General features: G+C 45.5%; 15 protein-coding genes. 11 read left to right on the plus strand and 4 right to left on the minus strand.

The window, feature by feature from the left end; all coding sequences use genetic code 11:
* The first annotated feature begins 8 nt into the window (after positions 1 to 8).
* From leuC to CH367_RS16710, 4 genes are read left to right on the plus strand one after another with little or no spacing between them, the layout of a single operon-like run.
* Positions 9 to 1,406, plus strand: coding sequence for a 3-isopropylmalate dehydratase large subunit (gene leuC, locus CH367_RS16695; protein ID WP_100763642.1), 1,398 nt, complete (start codon positions 9 to 11; stop codon positions 1,404 to 1,406).
* Between the two features lie 22 nt (positions 1,407 to 1,428).
* The gene (gene leuD / locus CH367_RS16700; protein ID WP_100763643.1) at positions 1,429 to 2,049 is read left to right on the plus strand and encodes a 3-isopropylmalate dehydratase small subunit; all 621 of its coding nucleotides are present in this window, start codon (positions 1,429 to 1,431) and stop codon (positions 2,047 to 2,049) included.
* Between the two features lie 15 nt (positions 2,050 to 2,064).
* Positions 2,065 to 3,066 carry a PLP-dependent cysteine synthase family protein gene (locus CH367_RS16705; protein WP_100763644.1) on the plus strand — a complete coding sequence of 334 codons (1,002 nt, stop codon included), beginning with the start codon at positions 2,065 to 2,067 and terminating at the stop codon, positions 3,064 to 3,066.
* Positions 3,063 to 4,976 (plus strand): AAA domain-containing protein, encoded by a 1,914-nt coding sequence (locus CH367_RS16710; protein WP_100763645.1) that lies wholly within the window; start codon positions 3,063 to 3,065, stop codon positions 4,974 to 4,976. The genes CH367_RS16705 and CH367_RS16710 overlap by 4 nt, the downstream gene beginning before the upstream one ends.
* A 406-nt stretch (positions 4,977 to 5,382) precedes the next feature.
* On the opposite strand, the gene CH367_RS16715 is transcribed toward CH367_RS16710, so the two are convergent.
* The gene (locus CH367_RS16715; RefSeq protein ID WP_100763646.1) at positions 5,383 to 6,015 is read right to left on the minus strand and encodes an NrsF family protein; all 633 of its coding nucleotides are present in this window, start codon (positions 6,013 to 6,015) and stop codon (positions 5,383 to 5,385) included.
* Positions 6,016 to 6,177: 162 nt separating this feature from the next.
* Here CH367_RS16715 and CH367_RS16720 point away from each other — a divergent pair, with 162 nt between their 5' ends.
* The 7 genes from CH367_RS16720 to gshAB are packed head-to-tail and all read left to right on the plus strand — an operon-like array spanning position 6,178 to position 14,911.
* On the plus strand, positions 6,178 to 6,735 hold the full coding sequence (locus CH367_RS16720; protein ID WP_100763647.1) for a sigma-70 family RNA polymerase sigma factor: 558 nt from the start codon (positions 6,178 to 6,180) through the stop codon (positions 6,733 to 6,735).
* Between the two features lie 33 nt (positions 6,736 to 6,768).
* A complete protein-coding gene (locus CH367_RS16725) occupies positions 6,769 to 8,013 on the plus strand; it encodes a GNAT family N-acetyltransferase (RefSeq protein ID WP_100763648.1) in 1,245 nt (414 codons plus the stop codon).
* Positions 8,010 to 8,345 carry an ATP-dependent Clp protease adapter ClpS gene (gene clpS, locus CH367_RS16730; RefSeq protein WP_020985550.1) on the plus strand — a complete coding sequence of 112 codons (336 nt, stop codon included), beginning with the start codon at positions 8,010 to 8,012 and terminating at the stop codon, positions 8,343 to 8,345. Before CH367_RS16725 ends, clpS begins: the two co-directional genes overlap by 4 nt.
* Positions 8,342 to 10,579, plus strand: coding sequence for an ATP-dependent Clp protease ATP-binding subunit ClpA (clpA, locus tag CH367_RS16735; protein WP_100763649.1), 2,238 nt, complete (start codon positions 8,342 to 8,344; stop codon positions 10,577 to 10,579). Before clpS ends, clpA begins: the two co-directional genes overlap by 4 nt.
* Positions 10,580 to 10,599: 20 nt before the next feature.
* Positions 10,600 to 12,333, plus strand: coding sequence for a gamma-glutamyltransferase (ggt, locus tag CH367_RS16740; protein ID WP_100763650.1), 1,734 nt, complete (start codon positions 10,600 to 10,602; stop codon positions 12,331 to 12,333).
* Entirely contained in the window at positions 12,330 to 13,892 is a 1,563-nt protein-coding gene (gshA, locus tag CH367_RS16745; protein ID WP_100763651.1) for a glutamate--cysteine ligase, read from the plus strand. The genes ggt and gshA overlap by 4 nt, the downstream gene beginning before the upstream one ends.
* Positions 13,880 to 14,911, plus strand: coding sequence for a bifunctional glutamate--cysteine ligase GshA/glutathione synthetase GshB (gshAB, locus tag CH367_RS16750; protein ID WP_100763652.1), 1,032 nt, complete (start codon positions 13,880 to 13,882; stop codon positions 14,909 to 14,911). The genes gshA and gshAB overlap by 13 nt, the downstream gene beginning before the upstream one ends.
* On the opposite strand, the gene CH367_RS16755 is transcribed toward gshAB, so the two are convergent.
* Genes CH367_RS16755 through CH367_RS16765 form a run of 3 tightly spaced genes read right to left on the minus strand, consistent with a single transcriptional unit; the run spans position 14,908 to position 15,694 of the window.
* On the minus strand, positions 14,908 to 15,150 hold the full coding sequence (locus tag CH367_RS16755) for a glutathione S-transferase N-terminal domain-containing protein (protein ID WP_100763834.1): 243 nt from the start codon (positions 15,148 to 15,150) through the stop codon (positions 14,908 to 14,910). The two genes, gshAB and CH367_RS16755, sit on opposite strands and share 4 nt — an antisense overlap.
* Complete coding sequence (gene grxD / locus CH367_RS16760) at positions 15,150 to 15,470, minus strand: Grx4 family monothiol glutaredoxin (RefSeq protein WP_100763653.1); 321 nt, start codon at positions 15,468 to 15,470, stop codon at positions 15,150 to 15,152. The genes CH367_RS16755 and grxD overlap by 1 nt, the downstream gene beginning before the upstream one ends.
* Positions 15,467 to 15,694 (minus strand): BolA/IbaG family iron-sulfur metabolism protein, encoded by a 228-nt coding sequence (locus CH367_RS16765; RefSeq protein ID WP_010574909.1) that lies wholly within the window; start codon positions 15,692 to 15,694, stop codon positions 15,467 to 15,469. Before CH367_RS16765 ends, grxD begins: the two co-directional genes overlap by 4 nt.
* Positions 15,695 to 15,700: the final 6 nt, after the last annotated feature.

A 15,700-nucleotide genomic window follows, 5' to 3' on the forward strand; every position in this document is an offset into this window, starting at 1 on the left:
AGAATCCAATGAAGACAATGTTCGAAAAAATCTGGGAAGACCATCTAGTCGGAGAACTGGATGCGGGATCATATCTAGTATATATTGATCGTCATCTCATTCATGAAGTTACAAGCCCCCAGGCTTTCGAAGGACTCAAACTCGCGGGCAGAAAAGTCCGCCGTCCCGAGGCGACTTTCGCGACAATGGATCATAACGTTTCCACGCGCACTCGGGATCTTAGCCTCGCAGATCCGATTTCCGCGATTCAAATGCAGACCTTGAAGAAGAACTGCGACGAAAACGGAATCCGTCTTTATGACTTTCAAAATCCGGACCAAGGAATCATTCACGTGATTGCTCCCGAAATGGGGCTCACTCATCCGGGTATGACCATCGTATGCGGTGATTCTCATACATCCACTCACGGCGCTTTCGGCGCTCTCGCTTTCGGAATCGGAACGAGCGAAGTGGAACACGTTCTCGCGACTCAAACCCTCGTTCAAAAAAGAGCGAAGACTATGGAGATCCGAGTCGATGGAAAACTTTCAGACAAAGTAACCGCAAAGGACATCATTCTTGCGATCATCGGTAAAATCGGAACCGCAGGCGCTACCGGTTATGTGATCGAATATCGCGGTTCTGCGATCCAGGCTCTGAGTATGGAAGCGAGAATGACGATCTGCAACATGTCGATCGAAGCCGGAGCAAGAGCGGGTCTCATCGCGCCGGACGAAACCACATTCAATTATATTCAAGGAAAAGATTTCGCTCCGAAAGGCGCGGAATGGGATCTCGCCGTAAAGAAATGGAAACGTTATGTAACCGACGAAGGTGCGAAGTTCGATACGACCGTAGTTCTTCACGCTGACGAAATCGCTCCGATGGTAACCTGGGGAACTTCTCCAAGCCAAGTCGTTTCCGTAAAAGGAACCGTTCCAAGTCCGAGCGACGCAACCGACGCGATCGATAAGATCGGAATCGAATCCGCGCTCAAATACATGGGTTTAACGCCTGGAGAAAAGATCGAAGACATTACGATCAACAAGGTATTCATCGGTTCCTGCACCAACTCCAGAATCGAGGATCTAAGAGCCGCGGCCGCAACCATCAAAGGAAAACAAGTTTCTTCCAAGGTGCAAGCGATCGTGGTTCCCGGTTCCGGAAGAGTAAAACGCCAAGCCGAACAAGAAGGTTTGGATAAGGTTTTTACCGCCGCGGGTTTTGAATGGAGAAATCCGGGTTGTTCCATGTGTCTCGCGATGAACGACGACGTTCTTGAACCGGGAGATCGTTGTGCTTCCACTTCGAACAGAAACTTCGAAGGTCGTCAAGGAAAGGGCGGACGTACACATCTCGTGGGACCGGAAATGGCGGCGGCCGCGGCGATCGAAGGTCGATTCGTAGACATCCGAAACTGGAAATAATCGATAGGAATATAAGAATATTATGAAACCTTTTACTGTATTAAACGGAATCGCGGCGTTGCTCGACAGACCGAACGTCGATACGGATCAGATCATTCCGAAACAATTCCTTCGAAAAATCGAAAGAACCGGATTCGGAGTACATCTTTTTCACGACTGGAGATATTTGGACGACGCGGGAACAAAACCGAATCCTGAATTCTCCCTGAACCAAGAAAGATACAAGGGAGCTTCGGTTCTTTTAACCAGAGACAACTTCGGTTGCGGATCTTCTAGAGAACACGCACCTTGGGCCTTGGAAGATTACGGATTCAGATCCATCATCGCTCCCTCTTATGCGGATATCTTTTTCAACAACTGCTTTAAGAACGGAATGCTTCCTGTCGTTTTAAAATCGGAAGAAGTGGAAGAATTGTTCCAAGCCGTTTCCGCTAACGTAGGCGCGAAGATCGTCGTGGATCTCGACAAACAAACCGTAACCGGGCCGACCGGAAAAGTATACGGTTTCGAAGTGGATTCTTTTCGCAAATACTGTCTTTACAACGGACTCGACGATATCGGACTGACCTTGAAACAGGAAAGTAAGATCGGAGAGTTTGAAAAAAAGCAGAAAGAAGTTGAACCTTGGTTGTACGCTATATAATTCTGCCGAATACCTATGTTTGATGAAATATCCCGTTCGATAGACGAGTTTGGAAACAGTTTCCTCGGTGCGCTGAACAACATTCAGAAATCTTTTGGACGGGAGCTCAGCGTAGCAAAACCCGTAAAAGAAACGATCTTGCAGATGATCGGGAACACTCCGCTCATCCGCTTGAATCAAATCGGTTCACACATTCCCAATGTGGAATTTTATCTCAAAGCCGAATTCTGCAATCCTACCGGTTCCGTAAAAGATAGGACCGCATTGTCCATGCTTCTCTCATCCGAAAGAAGGGGAGAATTGAAACCGGGGGGACAAGTGATCCAACCGGGATACAACACGACCGCGATCAGTCTCGCTTGGATCTGTACGATTCGTCAGTATAAGTTTCGTTGTCTTGTTGCAAGCGATACCGATCCTCAAAAGATCAAAGACCTTCAGACATTCGGCGCTCATGTGGAAATCGTTCCCGAAGCAAAAGGGAATTGGGACGATGCTCTTTTGAAAAGAGCCAAAGACATCAAAGAAAAAGAAAAGAATACGGTCATCTTAAACGAATACAAGGATATGGCGAACACGAACGCGCATTATCTTTTTACCGGACCCGAAATCTGGAGAGATCTCGGCGGAAGCGTGGACGCGTTTGTGGCGGGCGGCGGTTCCGGCGGATCGATTTCCGGTGTCGGAAGATTTTTAAAATCCAAGAAATCCGGCGTTCGAGTCATTATGGGCGTAAGCCAAAAATCCAGATTCATTCGCAAGATGATCCAACACGAACACGGAATTCATCTGCCCGAGTCTTTTGATCCTAAGATTGTGGACGAATACGTCGGAGTCGATCGGGAACAAGCCCTTCTTTACCAATCCGAGCTCTATCAAAAAGAAGGAATTTTCGCCGGACAAACGACCGGAACAACCTTAGCCAGCGCGATTCAATTCGCGGAAAGTCTTCCCACAAGAGACGATCAAAAATCACAGGTCTACAGAATCGTAGTCCTTTCTCCCGATCGGTTTTGAAGGAACAAAAATTCTCCGACTCGATTTCCGAGTTGGAGTTCGTTCGATCCGAACTCGAAAGAGAAAAGAAAGAAGAAGATTCTCTTTTTTCCAAAGACTGGTTGTCGCGTCCTCTTCAAGATCGAGTTAAACTCGGAATCACCTTACATCCGTTAGTTTATGAAGAACAATCCCTCGGCCGAGAAGGAAGTTGGATTCTAACCTTTCGTTTTCCGGATCAGGAAGAATATCCGGCAAAGTTTCAATCGGGCGCACCGGTTCAGATCGGCAAAGGTGAGGATCGAATTCGAGCCGTTTTGGTTTCCCTTCATAAGGAAAGAATTCGGATCTCCGTCGAAGAGGTTCCGGAATGGACGGAGGAAGGAAAGTGTTTTCTCGATCTTCTTCCCGATGAAACCTCTTATAAGGAAATGTTTCACGCGTTAGACGTCGTTTCCTCCGCCACGAAAGGAACTCGTTTATACGTAAACCGAGAACTTCTGTTAGGTTATGGAAAACCCGATCCGATTCACATTCGCGAAACCGATCGTTCTCGAATTTTGGGAAGAATGACCCCAAGTCTAAACGATTCTCAAAAGAATGCAGTTCTGCATTGTGTTCTTTCCGAGGATGTTTCTATCATTCACGGACCTCCGGGCACCGGAAAGACGACTACGTTAACCGAAATTGTGAATCAAATCGTAGCGGAGGACAAAAAGGTTCTCGTATCCGCACCCACACATTCCGCTTGCGATCTTCTTGTGGAATCGATTTCCGCAAAAGGAATTTCCGTTTTGAGACTCGGTCATCCCGCGAGGATCAGTGAAGCCGCTTTGCATTCTACCTTGGATTATAAACTTTTTCATCATCCCGATGGCAAATTGTTAAGCGACTACAGAAGGGACGTGGTCGAAATTTCGAAACAAGCCAAAAAGTTTAAAAGGAACTTCGGCGAAAAAGAAAGAGAGGAAAGAAAGAATCTTTTTGCAGAAGTAAAAGAACTTAAAAAGACCATTCGCTCCATGGAAAAGGGTCTGATCGACAGTTTGATTTCCTCACATCCGGTGATCGTTTCCACGCCGGTGGCTTCCGCTCGTTCCGTATTGGAAGACAGGACCTTCGACTTTTGTGTGTTAGACGAATCTTCTCAAGCGCTTGAACCCGCGTTTTGGATTCCGATTTTAAAATCGGATCGAGCGATCTTGGCGGGGGATCATAAACAGTTGCCTCCGACCTTGTTTTCGGATAGGAATTCTCTTGAGCTGACCCTTTTTGAAAAGGCCGCGGAAAGGTTAAGTCAATCGGGTCGCGTTTTTCTACTCGATACCCAGTATAGAATGAAGGACGAGATCGCTTCGTTTCCGTCGAAGGAATTCTATTCTAATCTTTTAAAATCGGGTCGTCCTCAAAACGAAAGAGCCTCGAATTTTTCGGAAGCGTTTCCGTTTCCAAAGTCGTTTCAATGGATCGATACCGCGGGAACCGACAGCGAAGAAGTTTCCGTGGACGACAGTCTCACCAATCCTTACGAGGCGGATTTACAAATCGGTCTTTGTTCCATTTTACAAGTGAACGGTTGGCCCCAAGAGGAAATCACGATTCTTTCTCCATACCGCGCGCAGGTTCGACTGATTTCCGAAAAGTTAAAGGAAGCGGGTTTTTCAAAGGTCGGAGTTTCGACGATCGATTCATTTCAGGGAAGGGAGAATCGTTGTATTCTTCTCGGATTTGTTCGTTCCAATTCGGAAGGTCGTTCCGGATTTTTAAAAGAGTCTAGAAGGATCAATGTGGGAATGACCAGAGCCAGAGATCTTTTACTTTGTGTCGGGGATAGTTCCACTTTGTCGGAAGATCCATTTTTATCGAAGTTGATTCGTTTTGCGGAAGACGAGGACGTTTTTCGAACGGCATGGGAATTTAGCGACCCATAGGGAGCTAAATTGCTGTAGATAGCGGAGCGAAATCGAAAGTTCTTTGCGAAGCAAAGATAATCCCATAGAGAGCCAAATTGCTAGCGAGCAACGGAGTCTCACGAGCGGCTTTCAACGCAGTTAAAATCATCCTACGCGATCCTTAGGGAGTGTTATGCTCATACATTTCGCTGACTTTGTCGGAGTTCCGACGAACGCCGTGAATCGGAATTTTACTTTACTAAATTAGAATTTTCTGATATAGCAAAATCCTCGCAAAATGCCCACCTGAACTCAGCGAGTCGCTCTCTACGGATCGCTCCTCACCCCTCTACCCAAAAAACTCAGCGCGTAGCTTTCCTACGGGGTGCTATGCGGGGTGGGGCGCCATTCCGCTACAGATCTTGTCGGAACCCCGACAAATCCATCACCATTTCAAAATATTCTTAAATAGAAAAAAGCCAAAGCCGAAAAATCCAAGACTTGAAAAGACGTGAGAGACAAGAATATGAAACGAAGATTGATCGCTACAAACGAATTTCAAACAGAAGTTCGCAAGAGCCAGACTGAATACGGAAAGTACCGCGGCCGCTAAAACCGGATTTCCCGGTTTGCCCATTCTCAAGATTAAAATTCCGCTTCCGGCCAAAAGAAGACTCGTAAGAAAAAGAATCAGCCAACATCTACCGATATGGGTATGGATTTCGTGATCCGCGATCAGGTCCCAAGCGAACATTCCCACGGAATAAAGAATCCAAAGAAACGCCAGAAGAAGAGGGAAACGAGCCGCCTTGGTAAACGATTCTTCCGGAAAACGCAACTGAGATAAAATCCAAAACGAATACGATGCGATCAGAGTGATCCAAAGAAAATCGGGAAACAAAGTCGGAATATGAATCAAACGGCTTGTGAGCGGAAACAAGGAAAGAAGATACAAAGAAAGAATGACCGCAAAGACCGGACCTAAAATCGCGAACCAATTCCGATCATACTTTCGAGTCGGAGTTTCTTCGGCCATTCTTTGAATCAAGGATTCGGTTGTTTCATCTTTACGAGGCATCTTTTGCACACTATCTTCGGAAATTTTCCAATTTTCAAGAATGGTTGGACAATAATTTCTTCCCAATTCAAACTGGAACGGATCGATTTCAACTTGTTACAGACGCATCCAAGTTCGTAGGACCGTCTCTTATCTATTCGAAGGTTCTTAGCAGTTAGTTACATGTCAGCTAAAAAAGAAATCTGGGAAGAATGTTCGCTCCTAATCGGCAAGGCCCGGGAAGGGGATTCGCAATCTTACGAAAAGTTTCTCCGTCTCGTGACCGGAATTCTCAGATCCTATCTCGTTCCCAGAATCACAAATGCGGAGGATCGAGAGGACTTGGTTCAAGAGATATTAATCGGACTTCATAAAGCGAGAGATTCTTACCGTGCCGACCGACATCCGGCTCCCTGGGTGTTTGCGATCGCTCGATACAAAACGATCGATTATCTTCGTAAGAAGAAAGTCGGAGACCGCACTTATACCACGGACAATCTGGACTTCTTCGCTTCTCCGGAACCTCTGGAAGAGGACGAGCCCGAAAAGGCGAGGGAAATCCTAAGGGAATGGTTGAACGTTCTGGACGAACGGCAAAAACAGATTCTCACCCACCTCAAACTGGACGGTATGAGCGTCCGAGAAGTTTCCGAACGAACCGGTCTTTCCGAATCCAACATAAAGGTCATAACGCACCGAGCGGTTCAAAAGATTCGAAAGCATTTTTCACTGGATCTCTGACAAAACGGCGACGAAAATCGTCCAAGGATTAGCATGTCTTCTCATTCTTCGACCGGCATCCGAGTTGAGTTTTTAGATTCCGTCTCCTCGATTTCCAAGGAAGAATGGAATCGCATATCCGATCGCCAAAGTCCGTTTTTAGAATACGATTTTCTCCGATCATTGGAGATTTCTCGCTGTATCGGTTCTTCCACTTCTTGGATTCAAAAATACTGCGTTCTTTGGAAAGAGGATCGTTTCAGCGCGGCGATTCCATTGTTTCTAAAATTCGATTCTTACGGAGAATACATCTTCGATTTTCAGTGGGCTCAATTCTTCGCGAAGTCCGGTCTGAATTATTATCCTAAGGGTTTGGTCGCCGTTCCATTTACACCCGCCACGGGAAAAAGAATTCTACACGATGAACGTCTAACGTTAAAAGAAGTTTGTTCTTATCTTGTTCCCGAATTGCTTCGTTTTTGCGAGAGGGAAGGTTTGTCCGGAGTTCATTTTTTATTTTTGGAAAAGGAAGAATCCGAAATTCTTTCCGAATACGGATTTGCGACAAGGCTTTCGCATCAATATCACTGGATCAACGCGGGCTATTCAACCTTCGACGATTATCTCGGAGCGATGAAATCCAAAAAAAGAATGCAGATCAAAAGAGAACGGGAAATCGTTCGAAGTTACGGACTAGACATTCGAGTTTTGGAAGGGAATGAAATTTCATCCGCCGATCAAAAAGCGATCTGGAATTTTTATTCCGATACACATTCTCGGAAATGGGGTTCTGCGTATTTGAACCAAACCTTTTTCGATTCCATCTTCGAAACGTTCTCCGATCGGATCGTTCTTGTAATCGCGTATCGGGACGGAAATCCGATCGCGGGAACATTCAATCTTCGGAAAGGTGATTTTTTATACGGAAGATATTGGGGTTGTGTGGAATACTATTCTCACCTTCATTTTGAATGTTGTTTTTATCAGTTGATCGATTACGCGATTCGGAAAAAAATCCGCGTCTTCGAGGCGGGAGCTCAGGGAGAACATAAATTTCTGCGAGGTTTTCCCGCCGTTCCCACATACAGTTCTCATATGATTTTTCATCCCGGTGCGAGAAATGCGATTGAACGTTTCCTCAAAGAGGAAAGACTGCACATGCAGGAAATGATCCACGAAACTAACGAACATTCTCCCTTAAAGGAAGTTCAAACAAACGCTTTTTTTTCAAACGGAACTTCCGGAATTTCTAAAACTTTCGGAGCCTCGTCCGAGGATCGGGAGAATTGCGAATCATGAGCGATATCTTTCGATTCGATACGGAGGAGCAAACCCTCACCAAAGAGAAGGTCAAACTCAAACGTCCTTCCAAATACAGAGTCATCATTCTCAACGACGATTTTACTCCGATGGAATTCGTCGTTTGGATTTTACAAGTGGTCTTTCACAGAAGCAGGGCTGAAAGTCAACAGATCATGTTGAAAGCGCACATAACGGGGAAAGCGTTATGCGGCGTTTATTCGCACGACGTTGCGAGGACCAAGGTCATACAAGTTCAACAATTGGCGGAACAACACGGATATCCGCTTCACTGTACGATGGAAGTGGAGGAAGGAGAGGAGGAATCATGATTCTTACGGAAGAAATGGAACGCACACTGAGATTGGCTTGGGAAGAAGCCAAAAAAAGAAGAAACGAATTCATCACATTGGAACATATCCTTTTGGCCTTGACCTATGATTCGGTAGGTAAGGAAGTTTTAGGGGCTTGCGGCGCCGACCTGGATCGTTTGCGCAAGGACTTAACGAATTATCTGGAAAGCGAACTCGAATCCTTTCCGGAATCTTCCGGCGATGTGGATCCGATTTATACGATCGGAGTTCAACACGTTCTTCAACTCGCCGAGTTTCACGTTCAATCTACAAGAAACAAAAAGATGGACGGGGGAGACGTTCTTGCGGCTCTTTTCCGAGAAGATCAATCCAACGCGGTTTACTTTTTAGGTTCTCAAGACATTTCCAGACTGGACATCGTTCGTTATATCTCTCATGGAATTCGTAAGGATTCAAAAAACAGAGATAAGGAAATCATCGGAGAAGACGGCGAAAAAGTTTCCGATCCGCTCAAGGCATTTTGTGTGGATCTTACCGCAAGGGCAAAAGAAGGAAAACTCGATCCAATGGTCGGTCGAGAAGACGAACTCGATCGGACGATTCATATTCTTTGCAGAAGAAGAAAGAACAATCCGATCTTTGTGGGCGAAGCTGGAGTCGGTAAAACCTCCATCGTGGAAGGTCTTGCACAAAGAGTTGTGGACGGAAAGGTTCCGGAACCATTACGAAATTTGAAAGTATATTCTCTGGATATGGGACTTTTGCTCGCTGGAACCAAGTTCAGAGGAGAATTCGAAGAAAGACTGAAGAACGTGGTCACTCAGATCACCGCCGAAGACGATCACGTTTTGTTCATAGACGAGATTCATACGATCATCGGCGCGGGTGCAGTTTCGGGCGGTTCTTTGGACGCTTCCAATCTTTTAAAACCCGCGCTTTCCAGCGGAGAATTGCGTTGTATCGGAACGACCACTTACAAAGAATTCAAAACTATATTCGAAAAAGATCATGCACTTTCCAGAAGATTCCAAAAGGTGGAAGTCGGCGAACCGTCCATCTCGGAAACGATCGAAATCCTAAAAGGTCTTTTGGATAAATATGAATCCTTTCATAAAGTAAAATATTCGGCTCCGGCGGTGGAACAAGCCGCGGAGTTATCGGCGAGATACATTCTCGATAGAAAACTTCCCGACAAGGCGATCGATCTTTTGGACGAGGCGGGTGCGCGCGTTCGTCTCAGAGAAGGCGGTAAAAAAACGGTTACGGTTCGCGAGATCGAGGACTTGGTTTCCAAGATCGCAAAGGTTCCGTCGGTTACCGTGAAAGCGGACGATCGTGAAAAACTCAAAAATCTCGATCAAGATCTAAAGGCTAAGATTTACGGACAAGAAACCGCGATCGATCAGCTCGTTCAGTCGATTCGACTTTCCAGAAGCGGACTTTCCGAGCCCGGTAAACCCGTCGGTTCTTTTCTTTTTGCAGGTCCGACCGGCGTCGGTAAAACGGAACTCACTCGAAAACTCGCGGAGATTCTGGGTGTGGAACTCGTTCGTTTTGATATGAGCGAGTATATGGAAAAACATACCGTTTCTCGTTTGATCGGATCACCTCCGGGTTATGTGGGCTTCGAACAAGGCGGACAACTCACCGATGCGATCTATAGAAATCCGCATTGTGTCCTTCTTTTGGATGAGATCGAAAAAGCGCACGAGGATATTTATAATATTCTTTTGCAGATCATGGATCACGCGACCTTAACGGACAATAACGGAAGAAAATCGGATTTCCGTCAGGTGATTCTCGTGATGACTACGAACACGGGCGCTCGAGAACGTTCCACAAATCCAGTCGGTTTTGCAAACGACGTCTTGGAAGATCGAAGTCTCAAGGCGATTGAAAAACAATTTTCTCCCGAGTTTCGAAATCGATTAACCGCCGTCATCGAGTTCGCTTCTTTGAGCCAGGAAAATGTAACTAAAGTAGTTGCAAAACAGCTTGCCCTCTTGCAGGAACGATTGAATTCTAAACAAATTGAACTAGAGTTTCAGGAAGATGTTCTGGTTTACATCGCGGATAAGGCCTACACTCCCGAGTTCGGCGCAAGACCCGTTCAAAGATGGATCGACGCAAATATCTCGAAAAGAATCTCCGAAGAAATTCTTTTCGGAGCCTTGAAGTCGGGCGGTAAGGCGAAACTGATTGCCGGTAAGGAAGAAATTGAAATGGAATTCTCCACCGGAAAAAAATCCTGAAACGATTCGACCGGGATCCGATGAAACAAATCACACTTCGTATCGTTCTGATACTTTTACTCTTCTCTTGCAGAGAAGCTCCTCTTACCGTGGAAGGAAAAAGTATTTCCACGGATTTACTCGTAACTCCTTCTCACCTCAGAAAACACACCGATTACTTCAGCGAAAGTAAGAATCTAATGATCGCCACCGATTCTCAGGAAGCGACTCAAGCCGGAATCGAAGTCGGTAAGTTGGGCGGGAATGTCGTGGACGTAGTTGTCGCGGCCTCCTTTGCGATTTCCGTGACAAGACCGCATTCTACCGGGCTCGGAGGCGGCGGATTTCTCGTTCTTTATCTAAAGGATTTTTCGGAACCGATCGCGTTCGATTTTAGGGAAAGGGCGCCTAACGCGGCTTCGAGAAATATGTACAAACGAAAACCGAAAGAGGATTCTCTTCTCGGGTTTAGAGCGGTGGGTGTTCCGGGTAACGTTGCCGGTCTTGTACAAATTCAAAAACGATACGGAAAACTTCCTTTAAAAACCGTGATCGCTCCCGCGATCCGTTTGGCCGAGAATGGGTTTCCGGTTTACCCAGATCTTCAATCTGCGATTCAAAAATCTTCCAAGGACATGGACGATGAGATGAAATCGATCTTTCTTTCGGGAGGAAAGATTCCTGAAATCAAAAGTCTTTTGGTTCAAAAGGATTTGGCGGGTTCTTTAAAATTGATCGCCGAAACCGGAGAGAAAGAATTTTATCACGGAAAGATCGCAAACGCGATTACAACCGCTATGAAAACGAACGGCGGCCTCGTAACCGCGCAGGATCTGAGCGGATTTAAGGTGATCGAAAAGAAAACCTTAAAAACGTCTTATCGCGGTTATACGATTTACACGATGCCTCCTCCTTCTTCGGGGGTTCATCTTCTGACTATGTTGTCCATGGTGGAAACAAAACCTTTGAAGGAAACCTACGAAAAAGATCCGGTCTTATATTATCATTTTCTAACGGAAGTGATGCGTAGAGGTTATGCGGATCGTGCGATTCTCGGAGGAGACCCTACATTTACAAAGATTCCCATCGATCGACTTCTTTCCAAAAAATACGCGGAAGAAAAAGTTTCCGATTTTGATCCAAAGTTCGCTTCGAGCAGTTCTTCTTTTTTGAAAACCTTGAACTTCGGTTTGGAATCTCCTCAGACCACACATATTTCCGTGATGGATAAGGATGGAAATTCCGTTTCGACGACTCAATCGATCAACTTTCGTTTCGGCGCATCCGTAATGGCTCCCGGAACGGGAATCGTTCTCAACGATACGATGGACGATTTCAGCCGCGCCCCCGGAGAACCGAACGTATACGGTTTGATCGGCGCGGAAGCGAATTCCATTCTTCCTAAAAAAACTCCTTTGAGCAGTATGTCTCCGACGATCGTCTTTAAAGGAAAAGAACCCTTTCTGGCAACGGGAGCGCCGGGAGGTTCTTATATCGTCAACGCGGTCTTACAATCCTTGATCTACAATCTGGATCTGAATCTTACCTTATACGAATCCGTAGCAAGGGGAAGGGTTCATCATCAATTTTTTCCGGACGCGGTCTTTATCGAAAAATCGGTAAACGAAAGAAACGTCTTTGACGGTCTTTCTTCCCGGAAGCACGATATTCGAATCGCTCCGAACTTTGCGAAACTATTCTCCGTCAAAAGAGAGAATGGAATGCTCTACGGGGCTTCCGATCCACGTGGAGAAGGGGCCACAGGCGGACTTTGAAAACAAAAGAAAACACTCAAGCGAAGATCGAGGAAGTCTCTCTCGAACTTCTTCTTAGACACGCGGTAAAAGCCAAACACGGGCTTGAAAAAGAAAGTATGCGGGTCACTCCGAACGGAACGCTCGCACACACGCCGCATCCGGAACATCTGGGATCCAGTCTTACCAATCATTATATCAAAACCGATTTTGCGGAACCTCAATTGGAATACGCGACTCATCCTCGCCCTAAGATCGAAGCGAACATTCGTGAATTACAAGATTTGCATATATATACGATCCGCAAACTGGACAACGAACTCATTTGGCCTTTTAGTATGCCGCCGATTCTTCCCGAGGATGAAAACGAAATTCCTCTCGGTCAATACGGAACCTCGCATTCCGGTAAGTGGAAAACGATCTATCGAAACGGACTCGGTCTTCGTTACGGAAGAAGAATGCAGACGATTTCGGGAGTTCATTATAATTTCTCATTTTCGAACGTTTTTTTAAGACAGTATCTGGGAAAAGAAATTTCAAACATCACCAAAGACGAGGTTTCTTCCTTATATCTGCACGTGATTCGGAATTTTATGAGAAGGGTTCACTACCTTACGTATCTGACCGGTTCGTCCACCGTTTTTGATTCCACATTTTTGCCGAATCCGGGAAATCTTGAATTCATAAAACATAAGAATTTTACGATGTATTCTCCTTACGCGACTTCTCTAAGAATGAGCGAGATAGGTTATACGAGTCAGGTTCAGGATACATTAGGAATTCATTATAATTCTCTGGAAGAATACGCGGATCGTATGCGTTACGCCGTTTCGACCCCGTATCCGGGTTACGTTTCATTTTCAAAGGAAAAAGAAGCACAACTCAATCCGAATTATCTCCAGATCGAAAACGAGTTCTATTCTCCGGTCCGTCCGAAACAGGTTCCGAAGGGCGACGAACGTCCGTTAGACGCTCTTCTAAAAAGAGGAATCGAATACATCGAAATCCGTTCTTTGGACATCGATCCTTATTCTCCGGTGGGAGTTTGTAGGATGAATCTTGCGTTTACTCAGTTGATTCTTTTGGATTCTTTGCTCAGTCCTTCTCCTTCCATTTCCGCGGAAGAGAACGCGATTCTCAAGGGAAATCTGAACTCCGTGATCTGGGAAGGAAGAAACCCGGAATTGAAATTAGACGTAAACGGAAGCAAAAAGAATTTTCAAAACGCGGGAGCGGAATATTCGGAATCGCTCCGACATTACGCGAAGATTCTGGATCTTCATTCCGGTAGACGTACGTATCAAGAGGCGATCGATTTTCAGATCAAAAAATGGAAGAATCCGGACAAAACACCATCTGGTAAACTTCTCTGTGAAATATTAAAACGTAATATAGAATTTCGTGATAGAGGAATGGAGCTGGCCCGCGAGAATCGAAGAACACTTTCCTATTTGGAATATTCTCCCGGAACCCTGATGAAGATCGAAAAAGAATCTCTTCGTTCCTTTCAAGAAAAAGAGGAACTCGAGAAGAAGGAAACAAAAACCTGTTTCCCCACAGTGAAACTATGCAATCACTGAAATTGAAATCGGGAGAGTTTTTATCCCCCGAAAAATTCATCTTGGAAGATTTCGAAGATCTTGAAATTTCCACGCAGATCGTCATTCGAGACGCACTCAATCGAGGTCTTGAAGTCGAAGTTCTGGATCGTAAGAATCATTTCTTAAGACTTAAGAATTCGAATGGAAACGTTCAATACGTAAAAGAAGCCTCGAAAACCGCACTCGATTCTTATATGTCCTTTCTCGTAATGGAGAACAAAACGATTTCAAAAATCGTAATGTACGAATCCGGTTTGGACGTTCCTCCCGGCGATAGTTTCGCAGATGCGGATTCTGCATTATCTTTTTGGCAGAAGAATTCCGATCGGAGAATGGTCGTAAAACCCGTTACGACGAACTTCGGAATCGGAATTACGATCCTCGCACCGCGCGCTTCCGAAGAGGACGGAAAAAAAGCGATTAAAATCGCGTTCAATCATTCCGAATCGATCATCGTGGAAGAATTTGCGGAAGGAAACGAATACAGATTCTTAGTCATCGGAAACGAAACGGTAGCGGTTTGCAATCGGATTCCGGCTAACGTTACGGGAGACGGGGTTCATACGATCGAAGAACTCGTCTCGATTAAAAACGAGGACAAAAGAAGGGGAGTCGGTCACGTAACTCCTTTGGAAAAAATTCAGTTGGCCGATACGGAACTGGACGTTCTTCATCAATCCGGGTTTACGAAAGATTCGATTCCTTCCAAGGATCAAAAAGTTTTTTTAAGAAAGAATTCGAACATCAGTACGGGCGGCGATTCTATGGACGTCACCGATCTCGCTCATCCTTACTACAAGGAACTTGCGGTCAAAGCCGCCGAGTCCGTGGGAGCTAAGATCTGCGGTGTGGATATTATCTTAAAGGATTTGGAAAAGAAAGGGGATTACAGAATTCTCGAGTTGAACTTCAACCCCGTTTTATACATTCACAATTATCCTTACGAAGGCAAAAACAGGGATGTAGGAAATAAGATCTTGGATCTGCTCGGTTTTTAAGAAGCCTTCTTTAACTGAACGTATTTTACGATGTCTCTGGATTCGTACATCTGCGTATTTCCATCCACTAAAAAAGGAACCTGGCTTAAGCCACCGAGACGAATCACTTCTTCTCTTCCTGCTGTTCCACGACTCGCTTCCACGAGTTCGTAATCCCTTCCCGGAACGAGTCCCATTTTATGAAACTCGTCCCGCACATAAGCGCAGTAAGGACAGGATTGGAAGTGATACAACTTCATCATGCGCTGACGATGCCCACTTTCTTTTGAAGATCGCCGGACTTCGCCATTTCGACTACGATATCGTGACCGCCTACGAATTCTCCGTTCACATAAAGTTGGGGGATGGTCGGCCAGTTTGCGTAGTCTTTGATTCCTTGGCGCATCGTTTCGTCGGAAAGGACGTTAAAAGAGCCGAAGGAAATTCCTAAACTTTTTAAGACGTTAGACACACCGGCTGAGAATCCGCACATAGGCGCATCGGGGGTTCCTTTCATAAAAAGGAAAACCTTGTTGGCTCCTATCAGACCGTCTATCTTTTGTTTTACTTCTTCGTTCATTCTTGTATCCTCGTTTCCAGTGCAAGCGCGTGCACTTCTTGTTTTAGTTCTTCTTTTAGAGTTTCATAGACCATTCTATGTTGTTCCAAAACGGATTTACCTTCGAATCCTTTGTAAATCACGACTGCCTTGATATGTACTCCGTCCCGATACGGATCTAGGATCGTTACCTTCGAATCGGGGAGACCGGATTCTATCTTATTTTTTATTTCGTCGATTGTCATCGTTCT

Origin of the sequence: Leptospira barantonii, from assembly GCF_002811925.1 — a bacterium.
Classification (GTDB): Bacteria; Spirochaetota; Leptospiria; order Leptospirales; family Leptospiraceae; genus Leptospira; species Leptospira barantonii.

Coding starts and splice junctions, on each gene's coding strand:
- leuC (WP_100763642.1), top strand. CDS start 9: ATGAAGACAATGTTCGAAAAAATCTGGGAAGACCATCTAGTCGGAGAA.
- leuD (WP_100763643.1), top strand. CDS start 1,429: ATGAAACCTTTTACTGTATTAAACGGAATCGCGGCGTTGCTCGACAGA.
- CH367_RS16705 (WP_100763644.1), top strand. CDS start 2,065: ATGTTTGATGAAATATCCCGTTCGATAGACGAGTTTGGAAACAGTTTC.
- CH367_RS16715 (WP_100763646.1), bottom strand. CDS start 6,015: ATGCCTCGTAAAGATGAAACAACCGAATCCTTGATTCAAAGAATGGCC.
- CH367_RS16720 (WP_100763647.1), top strand. CDS start 6,178: ATGTCAGCTAAAAAAGAAATCTGGGAAGAATGTTCGCTCCTAATCGGC.
- CH367_RS16725 (WP_100763648.1), top strand. CDS start 6,769: ATGTCTTCTCATTCTTCGACCGGCATCCGAGTTGAGTTTTTAGATTCC.
- clpS (WP_020985550.1), top strand. CDS start 8,010: ATGAGCGATATCTTTCGATTCGATACGGAGGAGCAAACCCTCACCAAA.
- clpA (WP_100763649.1), top strand. CDS start 8,342: ATGATTCTTACGGAAGAAATGGAACGCACACTGAGATTGGCTTGGGAA.
- ggt (WP_100763650.1), top strand. CDS start 10,600: ATGAAACAAATCACACTTCGTATCGTTCTGATACTTTTACTCTTCTCT.
- gshAB (WP_100763652.1), top strand. CDS start 13,880: ATGCAATCACTGAAATTGAAATCGGGAGAGTTTTTATCCCCCGAAAAA.
- CH367_RS16755 (WP_100763834.1), bottom strand. CDS start 15,150: ATGAAGTTGTATCACTTCCAATCCTGTCCTTACTGCGCTTATGTGCGG.
- grxD (WP_100763653.1), bottom strand. CDS start 15,470: ATGAACGAAGAAGTAAAACAAAAGATAGACGGTCTGATAGGAGCCAAC.
- CH367_RS16765 (WP_010574909.1), bottom strand. CDS start 15,694: ATGACAATCGACGAAATAAAAAATAAGATAGAATCCGGTCTCCCCGAT.